Annotated in this window: 18 protein-coding genes and 1 tRNA gene; 8 read left to right on the forward strand and 11 right to left on the reverse strand. The window is 42.0% G+C overall.

What is annotated here, in order from left to right:
• Nucleotides 1-272: 272 nt before the first annotated feature.
• On the reverse strand, nt 273-1,130 hold the full coding sequence (locus CLV42_RS18630) for a winged helix-turn-helix domain-containing protein (RefSeq protein WP_170117562.1): 858 nt from the start codon (nt 1,128-1,130) through the stop codon (nt 273-275).
• A gap of 148 nt (nt 1,131-1,278) precedes the next feature.
• Here CLV42_RS18630 and CLV42_RS18635 point away from each other — a divergent pair, with 148 nt between their 5' ends.
• Nucleotides 1,279-2,313: a sialidase family protein gene (locus CLV42_RS18635; RefSeq protein ID WP_106603437.1), complete on the forward strand. Its 1,035-nt coding sequence runs from the start codon at nt 1,279-1,281 to the stop codon at nt 2,311-2,313.
• A gap of 325 nt (nt 2,314-2,638) precedes the next feature.
• Here CLV42_RS18635 and eptA read toward each other — a convergent pair whose 3' ends face one another.
• Nucleotides 2,639-4,168 (reverse strand): phosphoethanolamine--lipid A transferase EptA, encoded by a 1,530-nt coding sequence (gene eptA / locus CLV42_RS18640; protein WP_106603438.1) that lies wholly within the window; start codon nt 4,166-4,168, stop codon nt 2,639-2,641.
• Nucleotides 4,169-4,823: 655 nt separating this feature from the next.
• Nucleotides 4,824-4,907 (reverse strand) — tRNA-Leu (locus tag CLV42_RS18645).
• A 141-nt stretch (nt 4,908-5,048) separates the two neighbouring features.
• Here CLV42_RS18645 and CLV42_RS18650 point away from each other — a divergent pair.
• A complete protein-coding gene (locus tag CLV42_RS18650; RefSeq protein ID WP_106603439.1) occupies nt 5,049-5,477 on the forward strand; it encodes a response regulator in 429 nt (142 codons plus the stop codon).
• 416 nt (nt 5,478-5,893) lie between these two features.
• Here the strand turns inward: CLV42_RS18650 and CLV42_RS18655 are convergent, their stop codons facing one another.
• Together CLV42_RS18655 and CLV42_RS18660 are read right to left on the reverse strand one after the other, a co-directional pair.
• A complete protein-coding gene (locus CLV42_RS18655) occupies nt 5,894-6,376 on the reverse strand; it encodes a hypothetical protein (RefSeq protein WP_106603440.1) in 483 nt (160 codons plus the stop codon).
• Between the two features lie 12 nt (nt 6,377-6,388).
• Nucleotides 6,389-6,859, reverse strand: a complete 471-nt coding sequence (locus CLV42_RS18660; protein ID WP_106603441.1) for a hypothetical protein — start codon at nt 6,857-6,859, stop codon at nt 6,389-6,391.
• 96 nt (nt 6,860-6,955) lie between these two features.
• Here CLV42_RS18660 and CLV42_RS18665 point away from each other — a divergent pair, with 96 nt between their 5' ends.
• Complete coding sequence (locus tag CLV42_RS18665; protein WP_106603442.1) at nt 6,956-7,321, forward strand: winged helix-turn-helix transcriptional regulator; 366 nt, start codon at nt 6,956-6,958, stop codon at nt 7,319-7,321.
• 65 nt (nt 7,322-7,386) lie between these two features.
• Here the strand turns inward: CLV42_RS18665 and CLV42_RS18670 are convergent, their stop codons facing one another.
• Both CLV42_RS18670 and CLV42_RS18675 read right to left on the reverse strand, forming a co-directional pair.
• Complete coding sequence (locus tag CLV42_RS18670; RefSeq protein ID WP_170117563.1) at nt 7,387-11,055, reverse strand: gliding motility-associated C-terminal domain-containing protein; 3,669 nt, start codon at nt 11,053-11,055, stop codon at nt 7,387-7,389.
• A gap of 397 nt (nt 11,056-11,452) precedes the next feature.
• Complete coding sequence (locus CLV42_RS18675; RefSeq protein ID WP_106603444.1) at nt 11,453-12,577, reverse strand: ankyrin repeat domain-containing protein; 1,125 nt, start codon at nt 12,575-12,577, stop codon at nt 11,453-11,455.
• Between the two features lie 180 nt (nt 12,578-12,757).
• On the opposite strand from CLV42_RS18675, the gene CLV42_RS18680 reads away from it, so the two are divergent.
• Nucleotides 12,758-12,967, forward strand: a complete 210-nt coding sequence (locus CLV42_RS18680; RefSeq protein ID WP_106603445.1) for a hypothetical protein — start codon at nt 12,758-12,760, stop codon at nt 12,965-12,967.
• A gap of 175 nt (nt 12,968-13,142) precedes the next feature.
• Here the strand turns inward: CLV42_RS18680 and CLV42_RS18685 are convergent, their stop codons facing one another.
• On the reverse strand, nt 13,143-13,784 hold the full coding sequence (locus tag CLV42_RS18685; protein WP_106603446.1) for an NAD(P)-dependent oxidoreductase: 642 nt from the start codon (nt 13,782-13,784) through the stop codon (nt 13,143-13,145).
• 218 nt (nt 13,785-14,002) lie between these two features.
• Between CLV42_RS18685 and CLV42_RS33950 the strand changes: the two genes are divergently transcribed.
• From CLV42_RS33950 to CLV42_RS18695, 3 genes are read left to right on the forward strand one after another with little or no spacing between them, the layout of a single operon-like run.
• Entirely contained in the window at nt 14,003-14,167 is a 165-nt protein-coding gene (locus CLV42_RS33950) for a hypothetical protein (protein ID WP_170117564.1), read from the forward strand.
• A gap of 59 nt (nt 14,168-14,226) precedes the next feature.
• A complete protein-coding gene (locus CLV42_RS18690) occupies nt 14,227-15,165 on the forward strand; it encodes a hypothetical protein (RefSeq protein WP_106603447.1) in 939 nt (312 codons plus the stop codon).
• Nucleotides 15,162-15,569, forward strand: a complete 408-nt coding sequence (locus CLV42_RS18695) for a MauE/DoxX family redox-associated membrane protein (protein WP_106603448.1) — start codon at nt 15,162-15,164, stop codon at nt 15,567-15,569. The genes CLV42_RS18690 and CLV42_RS18695 overlap by 4 nt, the downstream gene beginning before the upstream one ends.
• Before the next feature lie 93 nt (nt 15,570-15,662).
• On the opposite strand, the gene CLV42_RS18700 is transcribed toward CLV42_RS18695, so the two are convergent.
• Nucleotides 15,663-17,534 carry an amidohydrolase gene (locus CLV42_RS18700; RefSeq protein ID WP_170117565.1) on the reverse strand — a complete coding sequence of 624 codons (1,872 nt, stop codon included), beginning with the start codon at nt 17,532-17,534 and terminating at the stop codon, nt 15,663-15,665.
• Nucleotides 17,535-17,666: 132 nt separating this feature from the next.
• Nucleotides 17,667-18,182 (reverse strand): GNAT family N-acetyltransferase, encoded by a 516-nt coding sequence (locus tag CLV42_RS18705; protein WP_106603450.1) that lies wholly within the window; start codon nt 18,180-18,182, stop codon nt 17,667-17,669.
• 112 nt (nt 18,183-18,294) lie between these two features.
• Here CLV42_RS18705 and CLV42_RS18710 point away from each other — a divergent pair, with 112 nt between their 5' ends.
• Complete coding sequence (locus tag CLV42_RS18710; protein WP_106603451.1) at nt 18,295-19,161, forward strand: LysR family transcriptional regulator; 867 nt, start codon at nt 18,295-18,297, stop codon at nt 19,159-19,161.
• Between the two features lie 42 nt (nt 19,162-19,203).
• Here CLV42_RS18710 and CLV42_RS18715 read toward each other — a convergent pair whose 3' ends face one another.
• Entirely contained in the window at nt 19,204-19,974 is a 771-nt protein-coding gene (locus tag CLV42_RS18715; protein WP_106603452.1) for an alpha/beta hydrolase, read from the reverse strand.
• Nucleotides 19,975-20,418: the final 444 nt, after the last annotated feature.

Raw genomic sequence — 20,418 nt, forward strand, 5'->3', positions numbered from 1 at the left:
ATAAATCGGAATTACAATTTATTTCAATAGCTGGCCTGGTGAGTAATAGAGTAATAAGGATATCAATATATAGATTTTTTTATATGCCATTATCATAGTGATTTCAAGAACCAGGCTGCATTATCAATACTGATTCTTTTAGGGGAGGCCGGTTAACAGCATATATTTAAGTGCTATGCACAGATTATCAACCTCTTTCGTCTTGCAATTGGCTGACACGAAATCGCGTAATTTAAGTCAGGCAACTCAAAAAAAATGGACAACGTTGGCCCCTATTCAATAATAAATTTGTAACCCCTGCCTGGTACGTTGATAAATTTAATGGCATTATCGTCGGTTAATCTCTTGCGTAATTTAGACACCAGTACATCCACATTTCTGCTGATGACCACGATGCCTTTATCTTCCCAAATCTCTTTCATCAGCGTTTCCCTTTCTACGATTTGGTTTATATTTTCTGCAAATATTTTCAGTGCTTTTGTTTCTTTTTCCGATAGCAAAATACTTTTATCACCCGTTTTCAGCACATTATTATCTGCGTAGAATTGGAAGCTTCCTAATTGTATGTAATCATTATTATTGACGATTGATTCTTTCTCTTCTTTTTTCCGGAACTTATTTTTTACGTAAAAACCAATAAAACCCAAAGGAATAAGCACCAGCAACAACCAAATGGAATTAAAGTTATTAGCCTTCAACAGTTCAATCTCAATAATATAACAACTAACCGCCAGCCTGCGACCCCGGCAAGGTGTTAAATTGCCTGCCTTGCCATTTATTTCAAATGCAAGGACGGTTTCCTTTTTTTGACAATTCTTCAGGTTCACTATATAATTGGTGGCCAGGGCGGTTTTTTGAAATTCACGCTGCACCAGGTTGATGAGAGAATCTGAAACAAATCTAAACTCATTCTGAAAGGAAAGCTGGTAGGTGTTCTCGTTTACTTTCTTAACCGGCAGCACCCGGGACGAAGAATCGTTAGCTGAGAGCAGAAGCTGATGTCCTATATTACGTAACACAACTTCTAAATGCTTCTCAGAAATTTCATCCTTTTTATTGATAGAAGCAACAGCAGAAATTAAAATGAAAATTATTATGGTGGAAGATCCTAATAGAATAAATGGCTTCATGCGTGCAAAATACACCATTAACCCCCGGTTTTAGTTGGTTTTACAAACGTTTTACGTGTCTTTTACAACTTTTTACTGCTAAAAAGCTTTGGTCTAGTTAAGACCTGATAGCTTTGGTTTATTGTTTCACAAAAAAAAAATCAGAGCCATGAATTTTTATATCCTTGCTTTTTTGCTCCTTTTCACGGTTTTCTCATCTTCTCTTGTCCCGGATAACCATTCAGACCCAAAAACAGAGAAGGCTGGAACTGCAAAGATCGTTTTTAAATCTACAGATGGCGGACAAACCTGGCAGGACATCAGCAAAGGGCTGCCCGAAAATTTGAGGGAAGGTGATATCAAGGGAAATAGCTTTTTTGCAAATGAGAAAGGGTTGTTTTTGAGGGTTGGAAGCGGGCTCTATCGCAGTGCACCAAACGCCACAGCTCCTTTTTGGACCAAAGGGAACTTCCCTGACGAACATAGCAGCATTGTCCGCGGTAATTCCTGGATATTTCCCTACAGTTACTGGGGTATAAATTTGAAAAAAACAAACGGAACGAGTATATGGTCGCCGATGTTCGAAAAATTTCAGGAGCCACGAATACGCAGCGTTTTTGAGACCGCCGGAGGTACAATTTTCGTCGGCATCGACCGAGGCTTTTTTAAAACTAATGACAATGGAAAAACCTGGAAGCATGTCCATAATGGAAGCTTGGTAGGGCATTTGGCAGAGTCGAATGGTGTACTGGTGGCGATCAGTACGGGCGGGATAATTAGATCGACCGATAATGGCGAAAACTGGTCGGCGGTGAGCAGTGAGGACGGTGTGGCTTTCGATGTAAAACGGATCAAAGGTGGATTCGCTGCTATCACTTCTAGTTCAGCGTCGAATCCCAGGAGGCTAAGTACATCCTACGACGGCGGTAAAACCTGGCAGTCCATTCATTCCGGCCTTCAGGACAAAGTTGTTATTGATTCAATATGGCGGACCTGGAATGATCGCCCTCATGTGCAAGCTTTCACGACTTCAATTATCCAGGTTGGTGAAGACTTCTTTTGTACTCACCCTGACGGCATTTTCAAATCATCAGACAAAGGAAAAACATGGAAATTATTACTTCCTTCTGTAGAACATAAGGGCTTTAATTTATTTGTTTCAGGCAACGTGATCTATGCCATACCCAGTAGGGGAGGATGTTGAAAAATTCAGGTTAACATTTATGGATTTCATGTCCAGAGCGGGCCGGCCCGACGAAAAAATGCCCCCTCAGATCGTTGGATTTGAGGGGGCATTTTTTCAATAGGTTAAAGGAGGTTCGAATTCAACTGAGAACACTTGTTTGGCTATCATGTGAAAGTTCGTAAATAATGGAAACGGTCAAATCCGATATTATATGGACAGAGCATCGTCCTCACTCATTCGCTCCGTGCCAAAGCTTTCCCATACTTTGGAATGTCTAGCACAGTATTTGGGAGAAGCGGACAGGTTATCTTCCACGTCAACCGGAATTCATCATAGTCGTCCGCTATTTAAAAATGTTCAATTCTTCATTATAAACAGGACTTTGTATGCCCAAAAAATTTAAAACACTGTGAAATACATAGTCTTGTGACAATGAATTTTCTGTTTTCAGTTGTTTTAAACTGTTATCAGATGTCCAAACTATAAAAGGAATGTCATATTGTTGTTTCGGCGCCAGGCTTAAAGGCATACCATGCATGTATAGATTTTTTTCTCCTAAAGATTCTCCATGGTCGGAAACAAAAATCATTGCACTTTTATATTCCTTTAATTGTTTTAAATCTTCAATTACATTGTATAAAATATAATCGGTATAACCAATCGTATTGTCATAAGCATTGACCAGTTCTGTACTAGAACATTTTGCTAATTCAACGCTATTACACACTGGCTTAAAAGTCTCGAACCGGGGCGGATATTTTTTGCTATACTCAGGTCCATGACTTGTACTTGTGTGCAATATTATCAATACCTTATTTTTTGTACTTGCCGCTATTTGCTCTTTCAGGTTACTCAAAAGAACTTCATCGTAATTGCATCCGTCGCCTTTACAATCTTTCATCAGCGCTTCTCTGCCCTGGTAGTTTTTTATATGAACGGGTGGTTCTCCCCAGTTTGTGGTTCTCCAGACAACCTCTACGCCATTTCTATATAAATAATTGGGCAAAATCTCATACAAATCGCCGGTATTTTTGTGTTCTAAAATACACTTTACACCTGCAGTAGTGTAGGTGGCGCAAGAGGTAGCATTAAAATGAAATACACCAGGGGTTTTTGAAAGAAACGGATTCGTATTTTTACTGTACCCGTATAAAGAAAAATTTTCACTTCTGGCGGATTCTCCTATCACTAAGACTACAACCGATTTCCGGTTATCTTTTATGGTAGCATCTGGCAATAATATTTCTTTTTCATTTTCCTGGTGTTTATGTATAAAATGCAGAGAAAGATTTACTGTGTAACTCCACGGCATTGCAAGCCCACCTAATACTGGCGAATTTTTATCAACCCACAACCAATTTTTGGCATTGGCAAATACTACAATTAACATAAATAATAAAGTAGCTGAAGCGATGACTAAAAATCGCTTGAATGTTACATATGCTATTTTGGCCTTAATGATAATAATGGCAGGAATAACACCAAGCAGAATTACATAGAGTAGTAATTTTATGGAAAAAAAACCAGCCGCCTCAGCATAATTGGTATTTAGCACATTGCCGACCATGCCACCATCTATTATAACACTGTAAGTATTAATAAAGTAAACTGCAATTGCGTTGACAATAAAGCATAATGCCAGGATAATTTTTCCTACAAAGCGTAATAGAAAGAACATCAAAAAAAAGGCAAAAGCATTTGCGACCAGCATTAGAATAATAAAACAAATAATAATGGTAATGCCGTTAAAACTTTTATAATCAATATTATTAAAAATAAATTTGAAAAAGGGAAAATGAAAGAATAAGAAGTTAAGACAACTTAGTAATAAAGAAAAGTGAACGATTTTTATATTATCTTTTAATAAACGCATAAGCCATTTTGTAAAAAAAAATTATGCAAATTAATACAAAATATAATATTGTCAAATTTTTGTCGATTATCTGGCTGATTGATAAAACAAAACAAGCCAGTATTAATAAAATGAAAATCGGATAGAATTTTTTATTGTTAACCCAGGTCCGGCTTACGACCATAGTCATAGAAGAAGTTTTTTTGTCACCTTTTCTGTTTAAGCATTCATCTACTCATATCGTTATAGCTTTGGGCGTATAGATGGTAGACATCAATGTATGTGCCGTGCCAGAAGGATGTTGCAGAATAGTAAGTGGTTTGGAAGGGACGCCAATGGATAAGTGAATTAAGGGGAACTAGAGGTAGAAAGAAACTGTTAGTTTTTCTATCGGAATTCCTGCCAGCACCTGACAGATTAGCAAGTTTTAGTCTGCCAATTGAACATTTTAAACGGCAGTTGGGCCGCAAAGCGGTTGAGGATGTTTGTACGTCGATTTGAAATGTTCTTGAGATTCTTTTCAAGAGTTTTGGGACGGGTTGCCAGGTAGAGTGCAGCCACAAATTCGGTGTGTCAATTATGTGTCAATAGTGGTAGAATGCGTTAAAATCAGTGAATTATTGACATTGAAGCTATAAAAAAGCTCTGTAAATCAAATACTTACAGAGCTTTTACGTGCCCGGAACTGGATTCGAACCAGCACACCCTTGCGAGCGCTGAGACCTAAACACAGTGCGTCTACCAATTTCGCCACCTGGGCAATTGATTTCTAATGCTTTAAGCTAGCATTTTTTTTCATAATGACAAAAAATATAATCCTAAATTTCCCATTTTAGTTGCCGGCTTCTGATAATACAAAGGGTAGTAACTTGCGTTAATATTCATTACAATTTTTTAGCCAATGTCAGACATCTTTCTACCTGTGATTTTGATGCTGGAGCACGATCCGGACGATCGGTTTCTAACCAGTACTGTATTTGAAGAACAGCAATATCAAGTGCATCTCGAATTCTTAAATAATAGCAAGGGTTTATTTAGTTACCTGGATGAGTGCCGGCGTTCAAATCTGCCGTACCCTGCCGTGATACTTATCAACCTTAACATCACTCCTCTGGATGGACGGGAAGTATTAAAACAATTGAAAGCGAATGCGGATTACCGGCATTTGCCTGTGGTTATATTGTCGGAGTCAAAAGATCAGAAACTCGCCAGGGAATGTTATGCACTGGGCGCCAGTTCATTTATACAGAAACCTGATGCACTTAGTGGCACTAGTGAAAAGATCCACAACTTTTTCAAATATTGGTTTGAGACGGTGGTGTTGGCATAAGATCATGGATTTAGCTCACCAGACCCACTGTAAAAAACAGCGCGGCTGGCTTTACGGTCAGCCGCACTGCAATGAGGGAGTGTTCTTAAGGGACAAGGTCAGCATGTAAACTCAAAAGATGCACAAGTCCTGACGGTAAGAGCACAAGTCCAGTCACCTATTGTGGGCGCTTTTTTCTCTGTTTGTACATTTCCACTCAGTTTCCCAATAATTATTTTATTCAGCTTTAATTTCTTAGTTTCTTTTTTCATAATCGTTTTGTTTTGATGAGGCATATGCTGTCCTTACTAATATAACTTATATCAGTACAAAGAACAATCCCCGGAAAAGGGGAAATACAGTGTACAAGAAGTCATTATAAATGGACAGCCATTGATCCTTCTTATCTTGTATAAGATTATTTCCCGCTTCTACATTCAGTTCCTGTCGAATTTAATAGCGCTCAATAAAATGATCAGGGAAAGAATCACCAGCTGGGTAATATAGAACCTGTTTAAATTATCTCTTACATCCGCTGTTCGTCGAACAAGGTCCGGCAGGCCTTCATATGCCATACTTCGTAGCTTGATACCGTTTTTATTACCCACAAGCATTCCATTCAATATAAGCAAAACAACCAGCCCCATTTTTATCTTAAACCATAACTGTTGCCACCAGATGCCATTTAATAGTATAAACATACTGGCTCCCGTAAGCATCAGTATCACGGCCCCGACTCTGAGGAGGCTACCATAAACGGACATTAATGGCAGAAGGCCGGATGCTTTGTTAGTATCCTCAGCCGTTAAGCGGCAGAACGTCTTAAATGTGACAAAGTCAATAATAGTTGTACCTGCCATAATTGTAAGGCCAGCTAAATGAAAGGCTAATAATATCCGGAGAATAAGGTATTCCTTCATAGGTTTTATATTTTAGTGTTGATAATGCGTGTTTCGGATTAACCTGATAAAGTAAATAATCAGCACAATTGCAATCCCCCCCTGCAAAACTCCCGTTATCTCGAAAAACAGGTTGTCTGGCATTTCATAGATCCCAGGTGGGTATAGCTTTCCCATTGCATTTTCGGGAAGCCCCGCGGCAAAAAGAATATTCTTCAGAACATGATTGTATAGTCCTTCAAATACCCCGATCAGGATGATGGAAGCAAGTAAGGTAAGTACCAAATATGACCTGAATATCCATGGCCTATTATGAGTAGGGGTAAGCAATCTGTCTAAGACCAGTGTAAGAGCAATCACAGGAATACTGAGAAACAGTAAATGCAGGCGCCAGGGAGTATGATAAACAATTGCTCCATAAACGTGATGAATAGAAGTCAGCATCATTAACAGAATACTGAAAAGCGTTACTTTTTGCTGTTGGCTATTTGATGTATCCGGCATAATAAATTTATCTTTATAAAGCGAAATTAAAATGCTGGAACAAGACGATCAATAAGTTACCAGATGGTAACTATCAAATTATAATTCTTCATTGACATGATGGATACAATCGGATACGATACATATTCCTGCCCTGTCGGAAAGACAGTTGAATTGATTAGCGGCAGATGGAAACCTATTATCCTTTATTTGATTCAACACGGGGTAAACCGGTTTGGATTGTTGCAGAAGAAAATGCCGAAGATCAGTAAGAAAGTGTTGACAGAACAGCTGCGGGACTTAGAAAAACACGGACTTATCAGCCGCGATATAAGGAAGAGTAAACACCCTCAGGAAGTCGTTTATGATCTGACCGCCTCTGGCATTTCCCTGAGGGAACTTATTGATAAAATATTTGATTGGGGAGCGACCAATCTGCTGGATGAAGCGGCGCAAAAGATGGTAAAGACGATGGTAATCTAAAGTGCTATTGAACATAAAAAGAAGAGGTTGTCTTATATTCCTTCATTAAGACAACCTCTTCTTTTTTATCTTATCAATGTAACAGATCCTGTTTTATTCGTGACCGATCCATCACTTGTTTTAATCGTGATGAAATATGCATAAGTACCGACTGGGACCTGCAGTCCTTTTTGCGTACCATCCCATCCTATAGTGATATCACTTGTCTCAAAAACCTTTCCTCCATAACGATTATAGACCTCCATGTGGAATGCCTGAGGATTGTTTTCAGTCGCTACACGGAAGAGGTCATTTTGTCCGTCTCCGTTCGGTGAGAATGCTGTAGGCATTGTATACGCACCACAATTATCGCTGATGTTTAATGCTACCTGTGCGGTACCGGTGCAACCGTTGTCGTCCGTACCAGTTACAGTGTAGTTGATGGATTGCGTAAGCGTAGCAGTTGGATTGCTGATCGCAGGATCTGAAAGATACAATGTGGGCGTCCATGAATAACTGCTGGCACCTGATGCAGTTAATGGCACAGCGGTATTCTTACAATAGCTCCTGTTTACAGCTGCGATAGTTACAGATGGAGATGGATTTACTGTGACGGTCAACGGGCTGCGTACACTTTCACAGGAAGCAGCGCCTGACTCACTTACGTAATAAGTAGTGATTCCGCTTTCTGTTGTAGATGGTGTAGGTGCATTAAGATAACCTGTGCCACCAGTCGCATTATAGTACCAGCGTAAGCTACTTCCTGTTGCTGTCAAGGCGGTTGCAGGAGCATTCTGACAATAAGTGATGTCTGAAGTTGCTGGTCCGGCCGGCTGACTTTGAACAGTTACGGCAAGGGGAGCGCGTGGACTTTCACAACCGTTTACCGTCTGACTTACATAAAAGCTTTGAGCACCAATAGTGGCGGTAGATGGTTGTGGCGCACTAGCATAGGCAGTACCGCCTGTTTGCGCATCATACCATGTCAGAGAAGTTCCTAGAGCGGTTAGCGCAGCTGCATTTGTATTCTGACAATAGGTTAAAGCACTGGTTACAGGTGCTGATGGTATTGCATTTACATTAATGACAATAGTGGCGCGTGGACTCTCACAACCTGCAACCGTCTGGCTCACATAATAATCTGTGGTGCCAGTGCTGGAAGTAGATGGTGTTGGAACAGAAGGGTATACAGTGCCCCCCGCATCATACCATAAAAGATTGCTACCTGTAGCAGTCAGGGGAGTCGCTGTCATATTCTGACAATAAGTAGCATCTGTTGTAACGGGGGCAGTTGGCGCATCAGTCACAGTAACACTGATATTCAGCCGTGGACTTTCACAACCGCCGACCGTCTGACTGACATAATAATCCGTGATACCGCTGCTCGAAGTAGATGGCGTTGGTGCAACAGGATAAACATTACCATTTGTAGCAGCATCATACCATATGAGAGAAGTTCCTGTAGCCTGCAACGCCGCAGGCGTGGCATTCAGACAATAGCCTGGCGTAGCATTAGTGCTGGTGGGAGCCGCAGGAGCCGCATTCACGGTAACACTGATATCCAGACGAGGGCTTTCGCAACCATTAACTGTCTGGCTCACATAATAATCCGTAGTGCCTGTGCCGGTAGTAAGTACCACCGGTGTTGAAGAAGACGGCGTTCCTCCCGCTGCGAGATTATACCATTGAAGACCTGTACCGGTAGCATTCAGTGCCTGAGCATTTTGAAACTGGCAATATGTATAGGAGGTGTTTGTACTGGTTGGTGCGGCAGGGGCTGCATTGACGGTGACTGCCAGGGGCACACGCGGACTCTCACATCCGGAGGATGTCTGGCTTACGTAATAGGCAGTCGTTGCTGCCACGTTGGTAACAGGAACAGGTGCAGCTGATAGGGCAGGTGTGCTGGTCGCTGTTGAATACCAGTTGAGTGTAGCTCCTGCATCGCCGGTGGCATCCAGAGCAACAGCAGTGGCATTCTGACAATAGGAGATGGGGGCTGTTACAGGTGCCAGCGGCGCACTACCTGTGCTCACTGTAATAACTGCACGGGGACTTTCACAACCATTCGTACCTATCTGGCTTACGTACCATGTCTGATTGCCTGTAGTGGCTGTAGATGGACTAGGGGCTCCGGGCAGCCAGGTAGGAGTGGTATTATCTACATACCATCTCAGGTAGGTGCCGGTAGTCATTGTTGCTGTTAGCGGTACAGATGCAGCATTCTGGCAATAACCAACTGGAGAGGTGGCCGGTGCACCGGGTGATGGATTTACGGTGACTGTAAGTTTGGCGGCCTTACTTTCACAGGTTCCCGCAACTGTTTGCGTGACATAGTAATAAGTCACTCCCGTGGCAGCTGTTGAAGCTGTTGGCGCGCCCGGCAGTAAACTTGAAGCTGAAAGGTTACTGTTACTATACCAGTTCAATGTACCGGTTGCTAATGCTATTTTATTTGATAGATCGGCTGTCACAACCTGTCCCTGGCAATAAGTAGCCGGTGCTGCAAATGGCGTAGAGGAAACAGTTTTACTTGTTTCATAAATACCCAGGTCTACACTGCTGTTCTGTACACGTGCGTTGCCATCGTAGTCTACATTCCATGGCGTAAAAAATGCAAACCCACCATAGTCTATTACAGGAGAACATGGTGCGACGTGATAATTGCCATTTGCTGCATCCACGAACTGAGGATCAAGATTGGTGTTCCCCGCAGGTGGTGTATTGATGTTAAAGTCGCAGGTACCGTAAGTGAGATGTCCGACGCTGTTAAAGGTATTATCCGGATATGGTGTAGTTCCCCATAATATGTCATAATAAAAACGGGTATAACCCACTCCTCCGTTCCTTTCTTCATTTGTCGCAACAGGAGCGGCTTCATTGTAGAATACGCTGTTGTAAACGAAGCTGCTTATAGCGCCGGCAGAAGAGTTATTATCCTCTATCGCTGCAATACAGGACGCTGTACCTGGTCCGCTGTTATTATTTACAAATACGCAGTTCAGCATGTAATTATATACAACTTCTGCATTTATGGAGACAAGCGCCATGGCGCCACCGCCCATTACAGCGGTGTTGTTATCGAACACACAGTTCAACATAGATGTTTGAGCCATAGCACTGGTGCCATAAGTGAAGTTACAAACAGCTCCACCATATACTGCAAAGTTGTTGGTAAAATGGCAGTTTTGAATGATTATTACTGCGTCAATAGCGGTCCAGTTTGGGTTGTATGATATACACGTAACACCTCCACCCTGATTATAAGGTTGAATGGCAGTACTGCCCGGATATCCCTGGTTAGCATTGCCATCTCTGATAGTAAAACCATCGACAATTGTACCGTTTACAGCAGAAGGGGTTGCACGTACAACGTTATAAGAGTTGTCGCTTAAATCGCCGGGAACGCCAATATCACCGCTTAAGATAGTAGGATATGCAACAGGATTACGATCGGTACGATTCACTTCTGTACCGTTAAAACCTCCGTATACAGTCATGTATATCGGTAAAGTAAAGGCTATCGTTCTGTCTGTACCCGTTGTTGGTTTATATGTTCCCTGGGCCACCCATATTTCACTATAAGCTGGGGCGGCTGCAATTGCCGCATTCAGATCATTATATGCCGTTGCCCAGGAGGTACCTGTGCCGGGTGTCGGATTATTGATATTCACATAAATAACGGCTGAAAAACTGTAATGAATCGACAGCATAGATACTATTGTCAGTAGTATCCTTTTGAAGTTTTTGGGCATAGTTTTAAATCTCATTTGCATTGGGCAATAACATAGGTGCTCTACCTAATATGTTGTGTGTGTGCTTGTTGTCCCTTATTTTCTGGAAACAAATAGGCTAAATAATACTAAAAGGTAAATATATTGCAATAAAAGTAATATATGAGTATTGATATACATCCGGCTTGCTGAGAAATTAAGCAAATTTTAATATGGGGCTGGCTGATATGTGGTTCTCGTAAATAAGTAATGATGCAGAGCGGTTTTAATTTTCGGGGTTGTTTTTGAGTAGAGGTTACAATAAAAACGCCAGAGATATTAGCTCCGGCATTTACCGTGGTAGTAATTTTTCGAGCCAATTGGTGTTGATTAGGGAAATCGTTTAGCCGCCTCCGACGTTGAAGAACATCGGAGGAATTTATTGCAGTAACTGTATCATTGCAGCCTCCTGACGGGCTTCTGCCAGTGAAACAGGTGTATGCCCCTGTGCGACAACATGCTTATCAGCACCTGCTGCCAGCAACACTTTAGCTAATTCCAGATGTCCCATTTCAGCTGCACGGTGTAAAGCGGTGAATCCACGGTCATCCTTTGCATTCACATCTGCACCCGCTTTTATCAATAGTTGTAACGCATCAGATCTGTTGGATTGCACGGCATTCATCAATGCCGTAGCGCCTTCTGTGGAACGCGCATCAGGATGGGCGCCTAATGCCAGTAAATGTTCCAGGACAGCCGTACCCTCCACACTTATACTCCATTGCAGCACGGTCAAACCATCACCGGCACGTGCATCCAGATTGTAACCTTTCTGATGCAGACTTGTAATAGCTGCCAGATCTCCCTTTGCAGCGGCGATATGTAGCAGTGTGTGTGAACGTACAGGTATATCCGATTGTGCCTTGAATTGCTCATCAAATACACCCACTTTCGCCAGCTTGCCAAACATAGAGAAGCTCCACATGGCTGCTGTCCGCGTATCATTTTTAATTTCCTCCGGCAAAGGAACGGGTACTATCTGATTTCGCACATAGCCCGTCATCAGGAATTGCAGGATCGACAGGGTATGTGCAGGATTTTCTTCGCCAAAGCTGCCCTGGACGCTTTCCACAATGAGCATACCGTTTTCCTGTCTGGTTTGGGCCACTACGTATACCTGCCGCATCCAGCTTCTCACAAATATCAGCTTGTCGTCATGGAAGTATATCGCCCATTTGTGTTCCATGGCCTCCGGAGTAAATAATACGCCCGGATATAATTGTCCGTCTACCGGGAATGTAAGATTTGCTGTCATTTCCACTGGTATTACCGGTGCCTGCCCGAGAAATACAAGTCCATCTTCTGAGCCATAAGAAACCGCATTTTGCGCCATCCGTTCATCTTTCGACGTGGAGAGCATTCTGTCGGCAACAGGTCGCAGATCCAGTAAATGCAGACGCCAGGGATTGTTTTCGGGTGCGATCCAGGGTAATGGATTTTCTTCCTGAGGAGGGGGAGCGGGTTTATCTTCTTTCTTTTTGAAGAATTTGCTAAATAGGGACATTGGGTCAGATTATACTACAAGATAGAGAATATCTTTTAACTACAAAGTCGCCCGACCATAGGTAGCTATGAATCAGATATCTCAGGTCAAAAAACAGATGGCGCATACGAAAGAGTGTTTAGTTTTAAATAAAACGTTGTAAATCAAGCGGCATGTCAGATTTTATGTTATATTCACATTATGTCAAAATCCAAAGATGTTATTGTAACGCTCTCAAAAAAGCACCCCCAAACCGGCGAACCCGCACAAGCCGGACATTCCTTCGTTATTGGAACCTTAGGTACGAAGAAAGGTTGGTATGAGATTGAAACAGAGAAATTGAATAGATTCAAAAACGAAGATCTTCAACAGGAGCTTTTTAAGCTGTTGCATCCGCAAACTCATCATTAATTGATGAAAATAGCTTTTCAAAGATTGACGCCACGGTAATGTCATTGTGGGGGAGGGGAACATTTGTTTGGTATTACCGGCCATTCAATGAAGAAATAGTGCATAGAAACACTTGAAAGTATAAAAACAAGGAGGTGTATCAATTACCGCTGATACACCTCCTTTTGTTTTTATGTTACGCTACACTCGCGATGAATGGTGCGGCCCTACTGAATGTATTGTCACTCAGTTGCCCAATCAGAAACGTGGCCAGGCTGGCTGCACTGATCTTATTAGACGGGCAGTCAATCAGGCTGGCGGTCACGTTGGGGGCATCATTTGTCAATTCAATCAGGGGTAGGCGAATGAGTGTCCAGTCCAACCCCGTGTTTTGCAATAATTCATATTCTGCTTGTTTATCGTTGGTGGTTTGGGGGTAATGAGCGTACATCCAATCCGTTGCCTGCATCACCCAGGGACTCTTTTGATCCATCAATGTATTCACGCTCAGCCCTGTAGTAACAAGATAGCGTTGAATATGTTGCTCCTGCATCGCCCGGATAATATTTGCTGTGGCTGCGCTGAATATAGGCAGATCATTGCCCCGTTGTCCGATGGTACTGATAACAGCATCTGCGCCGGCTACAAGCGCTTTGACTGCAGTTATGTCTCTTGCATCTCCCCGTATAACCGTGATTTTAGGATCATTCAGATAAATAGGGGCGTGGTCGCGGACGAGCAGGCGAAGGGCAAAGTTTTGTTGGAGTAATTGTTTGACGAGGTATTGGCCGGATTTACCTGTGCCGCCTACAACGGCGATAGTAGTATGTGTTTTCATGAAACTTGTTGATAATTGGATAAAATAATCATAGGCCTACTGGAACAGTAAGCAAAAGTGGCCGGAGTGGCCGAAATGGCATATGATCAACAAGTGCGTTTAATGCATTAAAGATAGAAAAAATTTTGACCTATTGTAAAATCAAAAAGTATTTCTTAGCTTCACTTAGTAACCCTGTAGTATTCACTGTTACAATTTTTTAACCCAAAATGAAAGCCATGAAAAAGTTAGCTTTTCTGCTGCTGGTGCTCGCTGTTGGCACTACTGTAGCCGTTGCCGTTAAGGCAAGTCAATCCAAAGCAATTGCATACTGCCATTGCGAGCCAGACATAAAATGTAATTCTACCGGCGCATGGGGCATCAAAACACAGATCTGCCCCTGAGTAAATTACTATTCCGCTAAATTTAAAAGGTTTAAGGCTGCCCTTGCAGCCTTATCTTTATGAAAAGAGATCTACTGATACTATCAGCGCTGCTGTCCTGCGCCATCATCACCACATATATCCTTGCCAAAGAAGCTGAACCCGATAGAATATTTACAAACTACAAAAGGAATTATGATAGCTTAACGTTACAACCCATAGATACGGTACTGTTTCCCGGAAGAGTAAGTATCATGAAAGCTGCTCTGGGTAATATCTATGGATATGTATATAGCAAAAAAACAATCTTCAGATATAATACTGATTCGCATCATATAGACTCATTCTATAGTAACAATGGAATAGTCACACGACTGGAAATTGATGCGAATACCTTCTATATCTTTGATGATAGGGAAGACAGCCTTACTACCTATGGGCCGGGAAAAAACACAAGCTATTATCTGAAAACAAGGTTCGATACCAGTAAAAAGATCACACAGCTAAAGCTAAGGGAGTTTAGCACCACACTGGATAGTACGATATATGAATTCCCCCGTTTTGAAGATGGCGGACTCTCTGCGGATGGCTTTTATATCAGCCATCATCAACAGCAATATTATATCTCCTTTTATAACTCGACGATTATACAATATGATGAGACACATAAGAGTACGCAGCTGATATATACCATTGATCATACGCCTCCTTCTAATATCGCGGTACCAACAGGTAATATATACACGCGGTCCAGTAAATCTGTGATTGTCAATTCCACTGCTGCAGCCGATGACGACCATTTGTATGTCCTTTCCTATGTCATATCTCAGGATGCTGTGAAGAGCAACTACAAAGGGCCGGTAGTAGATGTATATAGTATTCAGAGCGGGCAGTATGAACGTAGTTTCAGGTTCCCTGCTTATCAGGGAAAACCCATACTGCAATTAGCTAAATCTGCAGATACACTGATCGCTGCTTACGAAAATAACATTCTTCTTTTTAAGCTCACAAACAAATGAAAAAGCATATCATTACTGTCATTGTGATCCTCATCTCAATGTTGTTTACCTATGCAGCTATTTTCAAAGGCATGGATTACTCCCTCTTCCTGGCAGATATGAGTAAATCCCCGCTGCTGGTTAAATATGATAAGAATCTGCTGGCGCCAGGAGTAATAGGTACGGAGCTGCTGATCGTTATATTACTGAACTTTTCAGCCACAAGAAAATTAGGTTTCTTTTTATCCTTTTTTGTGATGGCGATCTTCAGTCTTTATCTGTCCACCCTTTATTTCTTTTTTACCAATATCCCTTGCTCCTGCGGCGGTATCCTTGGGAAAATGCCCTATCCTGTACACATTGTTTTTAACATCTGCTTTACGGTATTGTCCGGAACAGGTGTATTACTCAGCAATAAGTCATAAGAGTCTGCTTAACACGTATAAGGCAGATCTGGAATCAAAAAAAGGCCCTGCAAATTTGATTTGCAGAGCCTTTGTACTCAGTGGCGGTAGTTTTTACACGATACTGACTTCCTCACTTACCGTACTGCCATATACCAGCGAACCGGCAACCCAGGTTTCCAGCACCCCGATATTCCGCATATTCATGTATGGTCTTTTCATTGTGAGAGGGTCTTGCTCCAGCACAACAAAATCTGCAAAGTTGCCTACTTTCAGGGAGCCCGTCCACTGTTCTGCATAGCACTGCCATGCAGCATCATAGGTGATTGCAGTCAAGCCCTGTTCAGCAGTGATACATTCTGCCACATTCAGGATACCGCGTTCAGGATCCGCCTCCATTCTGCGGGTAATAGATTGCTCCATCATTCTCAAAGGTCCCAGCGGACTTACCTGATTATCACTATGCAGTGTTATCCGCATACCTTTTTGCAGCGCACTATTACATAGATCAAGCATACTTGATTTTTCCCCGAAGATCGCTTCCTGGAAAGCATATCCCCAATAACCCACGTGACCAATCAGGAAACTTGGAGATACCTCCAGTTGTTTCATCGTGTTTAAATCATCCTGGGTTGTTAAAGAACAATGCTCAATTCTGTGCCGTATTCCCTCTGCAGGTGCAGGAATAGAGTCCTTAAGTGCCTGAATGGCAAATTGGACAGCAAGGTTGCCATTGGCATGGATCATTACAGGCCAGCCTTTCTCTCTGATGATAATCTCCATCAGCGCTTTGAAATCCAGTGGCGGATGCTGCGGCATTTGATCATACTTTCCCCCATAATTGTATATACCGTAGTTGTTGTCTGGCTTACATAAATAAGGTTCTGACTGATAAGCTGTCAATCCCTGATTAGAGCCATCGGTAATTACTTTTACGTGGCTCAGATATATGTCTTCATAGCCAGGCTTAATTTGAAACTTTGGTAATTTCTTTGCATCATCTATCGTATCACATACCTGGGCCGCTCCGATGCGTACAGTACCCGTATTTACCGCTAAATATGCCTCCAGCATGGCTTTTAGTGTGTTATTCATACCGGCATCGTACATAAAGGTGACTCCTCTGGCATTTGCGGTATCAAAGATGGTTTTCAGATTGACAAATGCTTCCAGGAACATGGCGGCTTTCTGTGGTGGCGGAATTGTCTTAAGCGCTGGATTCATCTCCGCAGCCTGTTGCAATTGTCCTTTTGTCTTGCTTCTGTAATCGTTGAAGGAGGAATAAGTGTTTAACAATTCGAGGTTTCCCGGAAAGTTCCATACTAACTGCAGCGCAGGTGTGTTCAGGTAAAGTGTATGCATGGATGCGCTGATGATCAATACAGGCGCAGCTACGGTAATACTGTCTAAAAGGTCTATGTCGATAGTGATTAACTCCGTATTATCTTTCTGCAATGGCATTAACGCAGGATCAAGACCTGCTCCCAGGAACCATTGGTCCGGTTTTAAATTAGCAACTGCTTTTTTGATGATACTGCTCACCGAGGCGATGTCATAGTCCTGGCGCAAATCCTGGTTATCAAATCCGCCCAGATCAGTCCAGCCCATTAACATCGCTGTAGGTACAAGATGGACGTGTGGTTCTATCAGCCCTGGCAATAATGTGTTTCCTTCCTGCAGTTCTCTGGAAAGAAACCCCGGATGATTTTCCTGCATGAATGCGTATACCTGCTCTTCGGTACCGGTAGCTACGACATAACCATCTGCAAAGCCGATGGCGGGTACTGTTTCCACTGATCCGTTGATCATTGGCCGTATGGTTCCACCAGTGACCATAAACGCCTGTGCTTGTTCCTTTTTCGCAGCAATCTTTGTGGTTGGGAGGGCAGCAAAGTTCTCAGGGCTGAATAGCTCATCTTTAAGGAGTGTAAGAATGGGATTGTTACAGGCACAATGTGTGCAGGAATGGTGGTGTCGGTGTTCCATCTGATATGTTGTTTTGGTTATTTTTTGGGCAAAAGCACATGACATATAACACCGGAACTTTATTATTGTTTTTGAAAGATGATTGAAAATGTATTGTGGGTAGAATGATGACAGTTTCTATTTTCTCCAAGGTTACCTTGTTTTCGATAGCACTTTTTCATATGCCCTCCTTGGAGAACCTCTGAAATAAACTTCTCCGCAATAGACATACCCCAGTTTTTCGAAGATCGTCATCATCGCGATATTATCAAAATTGGTATCCACTTTAACGCTATATACATTATTATTAATGGCGTAGTCCTCGATAAACCCGAGCATCTTACCAGATAGACCTTTCCCCAGATAGTTTTGTGCAACAGCCACTCTGTGAACGACCACAAAATCATCATTTGTCAACCATTTCCCTTCAATGTCAGCATATGTGGGTTCATCGTTAATCAGGACGGCAGCATATCCGACAATTGTATCGCCTTCTGTCAATACAAAACCTATCCCAGCCTCAAGGTCTTTCCGTACGACATCTGGATTAGGGTATCCGTCCTGCCATTGTTTACTGCCATCTTCTTTTCTGCGGATAATAGCCTGTTCCAGGATTTCCCATATCCTGGATTGTTCTGTTACAAGAGCTTTCCTGAATTCGTATGCCATTTTTAGTCTGTTTAGTTATGATTTTCACATTTTAAGATGCAAAGTTTAAAGAAATGTCTACATTGTCAAAACATTATTTTTCGATGCAACCCATCGATAAAATCGATTCTCCATGGAGTTGAGACAACTGAAATATTTCCTGAAGGCAAAGGAGCTGCTGAACTTTACGGAAGCTGCTCAGAGCTTGCATATCAGTCAGAGTACACTTTCACAACAAATAAAGCAGCTGGAGATCGAATTAGGAACACCTTTATTTAACCGGGTCGGTAACAGGATTGTACTTACCGAGGCTGGTGAATTATTTGCTGATTATGCATCCCAAAGTATAAAACAGGCAAACGACGGTCTGCAGCTGATAGCCGATTTAAATGCCCTTAGTACAGGCACTATGTTCATTGGCGTCAGCTATGGCCTCCGGAATATTTTTACGCAGGCATTGATACGGTTTACCAATAAGTTCCCGGCAATTAAGGTGAGGATTATCTACGGAGTATCGGACGGATTACTGGAAATGCTGGGTCGGTTTGAGCTTGACATGGTATTAATATTCAAGGATTTTACCCTTTCACAGCAGTTTAAATCGGAAGAATTATTTAGTTCTCCAATGCGACTGATCACGTCAGCGAAATCCGGAATAGCCCGTAAAACTTCGGTTACGTTGAAGGAGATTATCCGGCTACCCCTGGTGCTGGCCACACAAGGCTATAACACTAAACATTTTATTCGTAAAATGTTTAAAGGTCAGGAACCCGAATTTGCTATTGAAGTAAATGATATTCCTACTATGCTGGATCTGGTGAGAACAGGAAACTGGCATACGATCCATATTGAAACCGTTGTGCCAGAGAAAGAGTTTGTGGCGATACCCATTAAAGATAAAAATGTGATAAGAGCTACTACCATTGTTTCGTTAAAAGATGCCTATGAAAAAAGTGCAGTAAAACAACTTCGGATGATGTTGAAGGAAGTGGATGTTTAATAGTCTTCTTGTTCTCGGCTTGCATTGAGGATGAAGCATATATTATTCACGGAAGTAACGTCTAATAATTTTACTAATAGTATCTGCTTTGTTAAAAACCATGAGATGTCCTCCACCCTTAATGCGATAATCGGGATGCACATGCCTGTCGGTTATTACTCTATCAGCTGTGCCATGTATTTGAATGGTTCTCTCCGGTGGAACTTTATTATCCCAATAGGCAATACTTTTCAGTGCCCAACGAAAAAAAGAAACATCTGTATGCTCCAATAATGTCGTCAATGTCTTTTTATCTTTTTCTGAATGGGCGCCAAAATACCGATAGGTGAGAAAGTTAGCACGTCGTATTAACGGACCAGGAATGATTCTATATAAACCCAGTTTCATAAAGAAGAATTGTACCTTGTTCAGTTCATTCTTTGTTTTGACTGAAGAGATCAACACCATTTTATCTACCTTTACCTGCTTGGATACTTCCACGGCGACTATCCCTCCGAAAGAAAGACCGATGATGTCTGGATTTTCAACAGTGATCTGGCTCTTTATCCTACCTGCATACTGGCTTAATGATTCATTTGGCAACGCGGGGATCCAGGTGATGTAAACTTTGTGATACCCCGGAAGTTTAAGGTTCTTAAATATACTAGAGTCTGCCCCAAGGCCACTAAAAAGATAAACAGTTTTCTGTTCGCTTTTAGCTGTATCCGGTGGTGTTCGAGCGCCCACTACAAGGCTACTGAACATAAATAATCCCCAAAAAATCATTTTCACACTTGGCGTCATAGATTTCTTCACTTCTTGTCTGACAAGCATTTTTGATAGTTGCTTACTAACATTGCCTTGGTTCAGAACATTGTATTTGCAATACTATTACCTATGGCAAGTATGATACCATTCTCAAATGGGATCCATGCTAAGCTACTTTGAGGCATTTTTAGATAACCCGCAGCCCAAAGTACGGGGCAGCTAGCAGATAATTTATAAGCTAAGGAATAGTAAGTGTAATGTAAGGTTACTTCGACCCCAAAGAATCTTCAGATCATCGAACTCTTTCAGATTAAGTTGGGCGATAGGGAATTTGTGCCACAGCTTATGGCACAATTCTCTTTATCATGTTCAAAGCGTGTTGGTTTACAAGGGGAAAGACATAGAGATTACCATTATCTATGCAGCGAAAGCCGATTTATATTGAATGTTTGGCAAAAAGATAAAAAAACTGTTGATTTGCTAGTCATTACAGCCACCCATAGACTGTAT

It is taken from the genome of Chitinophaga ginsengisoli, assembly GCF_003014595.1.
Classification (GTDB): domain Bacteria; phylum Bacteroidota; class Bacteroidia; order Chitinophagales; family Chitinophagaceae; genus Chitinophaga; species Chitinophaga ginsengisoli.